Origin of the sequence: Modicisalibacter ilicicola DSM 19980 (genome assembly GCF_900128925.1) — a bacterium.
GTDB classification, from domain to species: Bacteria; Pseudomonadota; Gammaproteobacteria; order Pseudomonadales; family Halomonadaceae; genus Modicisalibacter; species Modicisalibacter ilicicola.
On the sequence record NZ_FQUJ01000032.1, the window covers coordinates 1 to 8572 of the forward strand.

10 protein-coding genes are annotated in these 8572 nt (G+C 53.2%); all 10 read right to left on the minus strand.

Going from position 1 to position 8572, the window contains the following annotated elements:
- Positions 1-369: 369 nt before the first annotated feature.
- Positions 370-1341 (minus strand): hypothetical protein, encoded by a 972-nt coding sequence (locus tag BUA41_RS19115; RefSeq protein WP_139249185.1) that lies wholly within the window; start codon positions 1339-1341, stop codon positions 370-372.
- Positions 1342-1352: 11 nt separating this feature from the next.
- Entirely contained in the window at positions 1353-1931 is a 579-nt protein-coding gene (locus tag BUA41_RS19120) for a hypothetical protein (protein WP_139249186.1), read from the minus strand.
- A 395-nt stretch (positions 1932-2326) separates the two neighbouring features.
- Positions 2327-3163: an alpha/beta hydrolase gene (locus BUA41_RS18555; protein WP_072825680.1), complete on the minus strand. Its 837-nt coding sequence runs from the start codon at positions 3161-3163 to the stop codon at positions 2327-2329.
- A 499-nt stretch (positions 3164-3662) separates the two neighbouring features.
- Positions 3663-4331, minus strand: a complete 669-nt coding sequence (locus BUA41_RS18560; RefSeq protein ID WP_072825682.1) for an amino acid ABC transporter permease — start codon at positions 4329-4331, stop codon at positions 3663-3665.
- Between the two features lie 3 nt (positions 4332-4334).
- Positions 4335-5075 (minus strand): amino acid ABC transporter ATP-binding protein, encoded by a 741-nt coding sequence (locus BUA41_RS18565; RefSeq protein WP_072825684.1) that lies wholly within the window; start codon positions 5073-5075, stop codon positions 4335-4337.
- Positions 5076-5094: 19 nt separating this feature from the next.
- Complete coding sequence (locus BUA41_RS18570) at positions 5095-5763, minus strand: amino acid ABC transporter permease (RefSeq protein WP_072825686.1); 669 nt, start codon at positions 5761-5763, stop codon at positions 5095-5097.
- A gap of 62 nt (positions 5764-5825) precedes the next feature.
- Positions 5826-6770: an ABC transporter substrate-binding protein gene (locus tag BUA41_RS18575; protein WP_175547013.1), complete on the minus strand. Its 945-nt coding sequence runs from the start codon at positions 6768-6770 to the stop codon at positions 5826-5828.
- Between the two features lie 89 nt (positions 6771-6859).
- The gene (locus BUA41_RS18580; RefSeq protein WP_072825690.1) at positions 6860-7090 is read right to left on the minus strand and encodes a hypothetical protein; all 231 of its coding nucleotides are present in this window, start codon (positions 7088-7090) and stop codon (positions 6860-6862) included.
- A complete protein-coding gene (locus BUA41_RS18585; RefSeq protein WP_072825692.1) occupies positions 7087-8277 on the minus strand; it encodes a WD40 repeat domain-containing protein in 1191 nt (396 codons plus the stop codon). The genes BUA41_RS18580 and BUA41_RS18585 overlap by 4 nt, the downstream gene beginning before the upstream one ends.
- A 22-nt stretch (positions 8278-8299) precedes the next feature.
- Positions 8300-8572, minus strand: a 273-nt coding sequence (locus BUA41_RS19350; protein WP_175547014.1) for a hypothetical protein, incomplete at its 5' end; no start/stop codon positions are given.

Here is an 8572-nt window from a genome sequence, read left to right on the forward strand (position 1 = left end):
GGGTGACGATCTCGACACGCTGCTGCCCTGGCGTTGGAAGGGCACTCTACCGATCTGACTCAGGCTGGAACAGGTGGGGTTGGTGGACCGCTTACCCATCATGAATAAGCCGGGGTCACCACAATAGTCTGGGTATTCGATGGATGGCAAGGTACCAAGAGAAAAACGTGTCACTACATGGATTTCGGCTGAAATTGGCTAAGTGGCTGAATTCTCAGACCACAGGTGCCGATTTCAGGTCAAAATCGGGCTGAAAGTGTCGAACTCGGGTGTTCAGAGTATCGAGAAATTATTCATGATGCCCCTTTAAACTGTAAAATATTGTTAAATTTTTTCTATTTCCATAACAAAAATGCAGACTAGAAACTGTCAACTCAAACTGTTTATTGAGCATTTTTTTACACACCCTAGGAGCAAGGCGTCATACCCTTCTTTATGAAAATAAAACTCCGAAGACCCTATAATACTTTTAAATTCATTTTTCAAAGTATCAATTGAAGGTTTTCTAGCCTTGAAAACCAAAATCTCCTCTCCGACTTTTATATTTAGCTTAGAGGCGCCGAAATTCAACTCATCAGGAACGCTAACTACTATTGCAAATCCCTCTACTCGACTTTTTCCTTGATTCACTCTAAATACAACCTTCAAATCTTCTTTTGTAAACCCAAGATTTAATAAAGACTGAATCTGAAACATTTCTTTCTTTTGATATCTATCACCAAAAACATTAATGCGATCAAGGTTGTCTAGTGACTCTGTGTGTATTGCCAAAAAATCGCCATCAGAAGAAATCTTACATAAGCTTCTAAATAGCTCGCTTCTGTCATACGACCCATAAACACTTCCAAAAAATAAAAAAAGTCTTTTTTCTTTAGGTAAAATTTCATCTAGATTGTGTAAACTCCTTATATCCCGCTTGAGAAACTGAGTGGCAATATTTTTGCAGCTTTGCATCTCCTTAACTTTTCTCCTCACTTTATTTAGAACCAGCTCACTACTATCTACAAAAACAATGTCTACCTTGGGAGGGCTCCAAGGAATACTTTGGATAATGTCTAAGATTGTTGGGTCAGGACCACAGCAAATATCAACGACTTGTAGTTTTTGATTGTTCCTGTAAATATCTTCCAGCCAACTGTTCATTGCGCTCTTAACAAAAGCTCTCGCCTTACCCGGAATTAATATCGCGGCTTCGCTACTACCCTGGGGTTGAATTTGCTCTAACTGGTGCTCACTCTCATAGCAATAAGCATCAGCGATACAAAGGGTTTTTCCATTTTTTCTTTGCTCATAAAGCTCATCAACAAGGTTTACCATTCTAACTCCAGATTGCGTAACCATATAGCCACTCCTTATGAGATGGTTTCCGAGAAATTAAAGAAAATACGCAGTAGTGTATACGCAAAAATATATACGACGACTTTCTCACCAAACATAGATGTAGCCACCAGGGCTCTCATAGCGGAAGATACTTTTAGAGGATGAATTTTGTGATCGCTTACATTAGTGTCAGAAACTGTCCATACGACTGGTAGATATAGCGATGTTATAGACGCGATAATAAACGGTGCAATAATTAGATATGGATGCAAATCGATAGAAATAATATTATCGAGTATTGGGCTTTCATCGCCCAATGCAAAAATTGCCGCTATTAATGCAGCATATATTGTGATAAACCCAGCCATTGTAGTGCGAGATGCTCTTAACTGTTGTATATATTCACTTGAGCCTCGGTCATGGGTGTTATGTATATTAAGGAAGAAGAGCAAATCCCACACAAAATACATAACAACTGGAATCAATACTAAATAATCTAGACTGAAATAGGAAAGCGCTAGCAATGACAACCCAGAAAATATCATCATCGCGCAAAATACCAACCCACTTCTATAAACTTTCATTTCTACACCCATAAGGAAACGCTGCATAAATTTTCTTCGCAGCTGCTTGGCAACCACCGACGGGTTAGAGTATAGCCAACCTGTCACCGTTTGACAGAGCTACCCAATGAAGCAGTTCTCGTTCGCCCAGGCTGAGCGCTAGATGTAGGGTACCGGATGATCAAATCGCCTATAGAAGTTATCCTCTGCTAGGCCACTGCATAAAATGCCTGCTCGGACGAATCGCTGCGTTACTCGGTACTCGAGGACTCGCCTAACCCCATGTTATGTCTCGTCTTCTGCGTTCCGGGCGCCTTGCGCTTCATTCCGCTCGGCTATTTACTCAGCGTTTCCCTAGCGAGCGGACCCCCGCTATTCTGTCTTTGCTAGCGGCAACTTCCAGCCCAGTTCCTCACGATGCGCTCGCCAACCTCGAACGGCGTTCAGGGCCGTCTTGGCAATCCCGCTAGCTCACTCAGGAAGGTATCGATCCCTTCCAGATAGATCGACTCGCTCTCCAGGAACCCGGTGTTGTGGCTGCCGCCAATTACCAGCATGCGCTTGGGCTCAGGGGCCGCCGCATGGACGGCTTCGCCCTCGGCGAACGGAATGATGTCGTCCTCACGGCTGTGGATCACCAGCACCGGCGCCTCGACCTCCTTGACGTAGGCAACGGTGTCATATTCGAAGCGCGTCAGCCAGCGAGTCGGCAGGAAAGGATAGAGCCGCTGGGCCAACCTCGGCACCGAGGTGAAAGACGACTCCAAAATCAGTGCCGTGGGCCTGGCCTCCCGCTTCAGCTCCCGGGTCAACTCGGCGGCTACTGCCGCCCCTAGCGAGCGGCCGAAAATCACGATCTTCCCCGGCTCGATGCCACGTGTCTCGCGCAGCCAGCGCCAAGCGGCGCGGGCATCACGGGCCGTGCCCGTCTCGGAGGGACGCCCCTCGCTCTTGCCGTAGCCGCGATAGTCGACGATCAATACCGAGAGCCCGAGCCGGTGGAACTGCTCGATCGACGCCAAGCGATGCGAGATGTTGCCGGCATTGCCATGGAAAAACAGCAGGTTGCCACGCGGTGTCTCGGCTGGCACCCACCAGGCATCCAGCGTCAACTCATCGTCGGTACGCAGCTTGATCGACTCCCAGGCCAGGCCGATGTCCGCCGGCGTGGCCACGTGCTCACGCGCCTGGGGCAGATACAGCAGCCGATCCTGGAAGGCACAGGCCACCATTACCAGCATTACATAACCCAGTAGCAGCCACAGCAATACACGTAACATGAATTTGCGCCGTTGACTGGCTTGCGTTTAGCCGGACCGTTACTCCGGCCTCCTTTTCTCGACGTACCGTCGTTTCACCTTCCCCAGGTTCAAGACTAGCATCAGCGAGGAGTGAACCGTGCCGCCTTTCAGGGCGAAGGTATTCTAGCCCCACTACCTGATTCGCTCTGACGACGAGCCGCTGTGGTTCGCCGGCATCTGGACGAATACACCCACGCATGCCGCTGATCCTGGATCAGCAGAGCCTCGAACCCTGGTTCGAGCAGGAGCGGAGATGCAGCTGTCGGTTTAAATTCTGTGCTAGAAGCGGCCTTTTGTGGCGATTTTGAGATTGAAACTAAACCATCTGCTGCCCAAGATCCGTATGGTGCCGTCGTCACGACCACCTGGCTCGCATCACACGGCGTCACCTCGGATCAGCCGTGCTTCGCTCTCAAAGGGGCACGGCCATCAACCTCTTCGTGCAGCAATTACCCCGTCTATCGGTCGATGACAAGCTTCATACATTTGTCACGCCGGGCACATAGGTGCGTCGCTCGAGGAGTCCCAGCAGGCTCGCCACCGTGGAGGTAAGCACCAGATAAATCACCCCTGCCCAGAGAAAGACCATGAAGAAGTCCAAGGTACGCGAACCGATATCCGAGGCGATGGAGGTGATCTCCACCACGCCGATGGTGTAGGCGATAGAGGTGAACTTGAGTTCGATGATCGCCTCATTGGACCACTGGGGAATCACCCGGCGAAGCGCCTGGGGCAGCATGATGTAACGGATCGCCTGCCACTGGGTCATGCCACAGGATCGCGCCGCCACCAGCTGTCCCTTGGGCACCGACAGCACCGACCCCCGAAAGTACTCCGCCTGGTAGGCAGCGCTGTTGAGGGTGATGGCGATTACCGCTGCCGTAAAGGCGTCGAAGACGATGCCCAGGTGGGGTAGTCCCAGATAGATAAAGAACATCTGCACCAGCATTGGCGTACCGCGAAACAATTCCACGTAGGCGGTGCTGATCCAGTAGAAGAACAGATTTCCGTAGACCCTGGCCCAGCAGAGTACCAGCCCGAGGAAGAAACCCAGGGTGATGGCGATCACCCATAGCGACAACGTGACCGGCACGCCCATGAGCAGCTCGGGTAGCCACTCGATACCGAACTCGATGAATTCCCGCATGGCTCACCCGTGCTCCGCTATGACGTTGAGGAAGGCCCGGGTCCGCTCGTGGGTGGAGTCGGTGAACATGGTCTCCGGTGGGCCCTGCTCGATGATGTGGCCGTCCTCCATGAAGATGATCTCGTCGGCGGCCTGGCGGGCAAAGCTCATTTCGTGGGTAACCACCACCATGGTCATACCCTCGGCGGCCAACTGCTGCATCACCCTCACCACCTCGCCGGTCAATTCCGGGTCGAGCGCCGAGGTGGGTTCGTCGAACAGCAGCACGTCGGGGTCCATGGCAAGAGCACGAGCGATGGAAACGCGCTGTTGCTGGCCGCCGGATAGCTCAGCCGGGTAGGCATCAGCCTTGTCGCTAAGGCCGACCCGTTCCAGCTCGCGATGCGCACGCTGGGTAGCAGCCGCCTTCTCCGTGCCATTGACCTTGATCTGACAGATACGCACGTTGTCGAGTACCGTCAGGTGCGAGAAGAGGTTGAAGTCCTGGAAGACAAAACCCATGCGTGCTCGCATGGCGTCGATATTGGTGTCCAGCACTTCGTCGCCATTGAGATAAATGCGTCCGGCATCCGGCACCGTGAGATGATTGATACAGCGCAGCAGGGTGCTCTTGCCCGAGCCAGAGGGGCCGATCAGCACCTTGGTCTCACCCTTGCGCAGCCCGAAGCCGATGCCCTTGAGTACCTCCAGGCCGTCGTAAGCCTTCTTGACATCCTGCACGTCCAGAATCAGATCGTCGGCCATTATCGGCGTTCCTCTCGCATCATTTTTCGAAGCCCGGCACGGCCAGCTTGCGTTCAAGGGCATACAGCAGGCTATTGCCTGTCCGATTGAGGATAAAATACAGCAGCGCCACCACGGCAAATACCGTCAACACGTTGCCCTGAGTGCTGGTGATGATGTAGTGCGCCTGACGGGTCAATTCGACCACACCGATGACATAGGCCAGGGAGGTTTCCTTTATCTCCGAGGAGAATTCGTTGGTCCAGGGGCCGATGGCATGCCGCGCCGCCTGGGGAAAGACGATGTGGCGAATCGCCATGATCTTGGACATGCCCATGGCCCTGGCAGCCATCATCTGCCCGGCAGGCACCGACTGGAAGGCGCTGCGGAAAATCTGCGACTGGTAGGCCGCCGAACGCAACCCCATGGCCAACACCGCAGCACCGAAGGCCGAGATGTCCCAAACACCCGAGATGCCATAAAAGAAGATAAACAGCATGATGATAATCGGCACGCCCCGGAAGATGCGCTCGTAGAGCACCAGCGGCCACTGCACCAGCCGAGACCTGGGGCCATAGAGCTGGACCAGGCAGATGCCCATGCCCAGCACGAAACCGATCACCAACAGGGCGGCCAACAGTACGATGGCCACCCCAAGCCCCTTCAGCAGGAAGGGGAAATCACGTAGCAATACATCGTAGATATCCATACCGACTTCCCTGACGCAACGGACGCCTTCCCGGCGGGGAAAGCGTCCACTGTCACAGCGACTTATTCGTTACCGAGTTCGGGAAGACCGGCTACCGGCTTCTGGTAGGTATCGACGAAATCGGGCATATGGCCCGGAATCGCGGGCACGGTGACGCCTGGAATGTAATTTTCAACGATCTTGCCCCACTCGCCAGATTCATAGATGGCGAGGATGCCCTGATTCAGGTCACCCAGGATCTCTTGAGGGTCGCCCTTGGACACCGCTAGCGCCAAGGGGGCACGAATATAGATCTTGCCTGCCATTTTCACTGGCTTGCCGGCATTGATGTACTCCTGAGCAGAGGTATCGTCGACAATGACCGAGGAGATGCGCCCGATCGCCATGTCGTCAACCGCGGTAACATAATTGTCGTACTTGGACAGTTCGACATCGATGTCGCTTGAATTCACGACGTTCTCTTCCATCCAGGCTTGCTGGGAAGAGCCGCCCTGGACGCCCACGCTGGCCCCGCAGCAAACGGCCGTGAAGACGTTTAGATCGGAATCCTCGGGTACCAGTACCACGTCGTTGGTTTCCCACCAAGGAATGGTGAAATCGATGTTCTCGCTACGCTCCTCGGTAACCGTAAGGCCGGTGGCGAGAATATCGATCTTCTCTGCCGCGAGTGCCGGGATCAGCGACGGGAATGGCATGTCCTGGAACTCGATCTCGATACCAGCCTCCTCGGCGATTGCCTCCATGGCATCGATGGCGATTCCCTTGAATTCTCCCGCTTCCACGTAAGCCCAAGGGGGGAAGGAGGCCTCTACGCCCACCGTATAGGGATCTTGTGCGAAGGAGGTCGTGGCCAGTCCGCTGCCGATGAGCAGGGTTCCCATGAGGGCGGCAGGCATGAGCGATGCTTTTATTCTATTCATGAGCGTCTCGCGTTTCGATGAGCATTGTAATTTAGCCAAATCAGTTTGAGCGCGTTGTTTCAGAACTGTCAACACGTCCTCGAGCATGATTCTGCGCGAAGCTCTTTCGATCCACTGACATGGAAATATCGTGTGACCGGGAGCGTCGGAAGCCTCCTTAGCTGAGCTCATCACCCCTAGCTGTAAGGGTTACGATCATTGGGTAAGATCAGGAAGTTCCTGTCACAACGTGAATTCTTCTGCAACGCTCCTTTCCTGCAGCACCATAGCCCTGCTCCGGCAACGACGAATCCAAGCACCGCGGGTTGCCACAGGAACAGCTGGTTGAGGCGCCGCGGAGCGCTCCGTTCGCCGAGCAGGCTGAGGGCGGTCAACGCCACCCGGGCGCCCAGGGAATGGTCGGTCACTCGCCCACCCACTCCTTTTTCAGGGTGCGCGCCTGCGGATCGTAGCGGTAGACGGTGATGCCGCCGTCATATCGATGGCCGGTGACCAGCACCTGGGCCTTGGGTGCGGTGGCAATGCTCAGGCTGCGCAGGTAGGAGGCGGTGGAGGGATACGGATCGTCGCCGAGGTCAAAATACTTCTGCGGCCAGGGGTTGCCGGCTTCGAAGAGGGCAACCCAGTGGGAGCGGTAGCCGAAACGCAGGAATTCCTGGCTGTCGTTGATAAAGGCGAGGGCGACGGTGGTGGTGGTTGTCAAATGACGATCTCCCCAGCGATCCGGCTTATCCGCCATGGGCACAGGGATCAAGCCGCTCTTGTCGTACTTGCGTGGATCTAGTAGCTCATAGGGAGAGTTCTCCAGGAAAATACCGCCCGTGTAGCTAGCCATCCGATTCTTTCTGGAAGTGTTGGCAGTGTCCCAGAATAAACCAATTCCATTTTCATCGCCGGTAACGATCCATTGACCATCGGGGCTGAGGGCGGCATCGACCTTGACGTTATTGCCTGGTAATTGTGCAACAGGTTTTAGGGTTTTGATATCCCAAAGGATAACCCCTCCATAATTGCTGAATAATTGATTGTCCAGAATGGGTGGTGTTTTTTTGGGGTCGAAGTCTTCGTCATTGCTAGAACCTGCGGAAACCAATAGCCCCTTTTTTTCAGAAAGACTCAAGATAAATAATTTTCCCACGCCCAAGAAGTTAGGGGAGGTGCCATCCTGCTTGATCGGCTGCATTGCCTTACCGTAACCATGAAAAAGATTCCACTCTTCGTCCGAGGCAATGTAATGCTCAAGAGAAGTGTCCACTACATGACCGTAAGTCGGGAAGTGTCGGAATTTCTGAAGAACAGCTCCATTGACGGTTTGCACACGCACCTGATTGTCAAGATCTTGCCACAGGAAGGCATCCCGATCATGGATAAAATAGGCGCTGTAGATATTGGCGCTGGTCGAGAGAATCTTACGGCTACGTTGTTCCAGATCCCAAAGTATCAAATGTTTGGATTTATGGGTGCTGATGGCATGGCGACCATCGCTGGAAACCCCCAGGACCATGACTTCTTCAAGCCGTCCCCCTAGCCGATCACTGGCAGTGGTGCAGGCAGTGAGCGTTAATAAAACAACCGATATAAGTAGGTTTTTCATTCCGTCAAGTGCTCTAGCCGAGTTAGTACTGACCAAATCGCGAGTTCTTTTGCATTCTTCGCATGATGCCTTCCTGATAACTCTTCACGAAGATTTCCTCGGTGGGATATTTCATCGCCGAGTGCTCGAACAACCAGGTCGATTGATTGACGAAACCAAAAGCGTCGTCTTTCAATTTTTTGGCAAAAAATCCTCCACCTTTCACCTCATCAAACCCCACCAACCCCAGCGCCGGGCGCACCTCGACATCCCTTGGCTGCCAGCCGTCACGCTGGCCGAGTTGGCGCAACTGTCG

What these genes read in the sequence shown, in the direction of transcription:
- BUA41_RS19115 (WP_139249185.1), bottom strand. Translation starts at nt 1,341, where the DNA reads ATGGTTACGCAATCTGGAGTTAGAATGGTAAACCTTGTTGATGAGCTT.
- BUA41_RS19120 (WP_139249186.1), bottom strand. Translation starts at nt 1,931, where the DNA reads ATGCAGCGTTTCCTTATGGGTGTAGAAATGAAAGTTTATAGAAGTGGG.
- BUA41_RS18555 (WP_072825680.1), bottom strand. Translation starts at nt 3,163, where the DNA reads ATGTTACGTGTATTGCTGTGGCTGCTACTGGGTTATGTAATGCTGGTA.
- BUA41_RS18560 (WP_072825682.1), bottom strand. Translation starts at nt 4,331, where the DNA reads ATGCGGGAATTCATCGAGTTCGGTATCGAGTGGCTACCCGAGCTGCTC.
- BUA41_RS18565 (WP_072825684.1), bottom strand. Translation starts at nt 5,075, where the DNA reads ATGGCCGACGATCTGATTCTGGACGTGCAGGATGTCAAGAAGGCTTAC.
- BUA41_RS18570 (WP_072825686.1), bottom strand. Translation starts at nt 5,763, where the DNA reads ATGGATATCTACGATGTATTGCTACGTGATTTCCCCTTCCTGCTGAAG.
- BUA41_RS18575 (WP_175547013.1), bottom strand. Translation starts at nt 6,770, where the DNA reads ATGCTCGAGGACGTGTTGACAGTTCTGAAACAACGCGCTCAAACTGAT.
- BUA41_RS18585 (WP_072825692.1), bottom strand. Translation starts at nt 8,277, where the DNA reads ATGAAAAACCTACTTATATCGGTTGTTTTATTAACGCTCACTGCCTGC.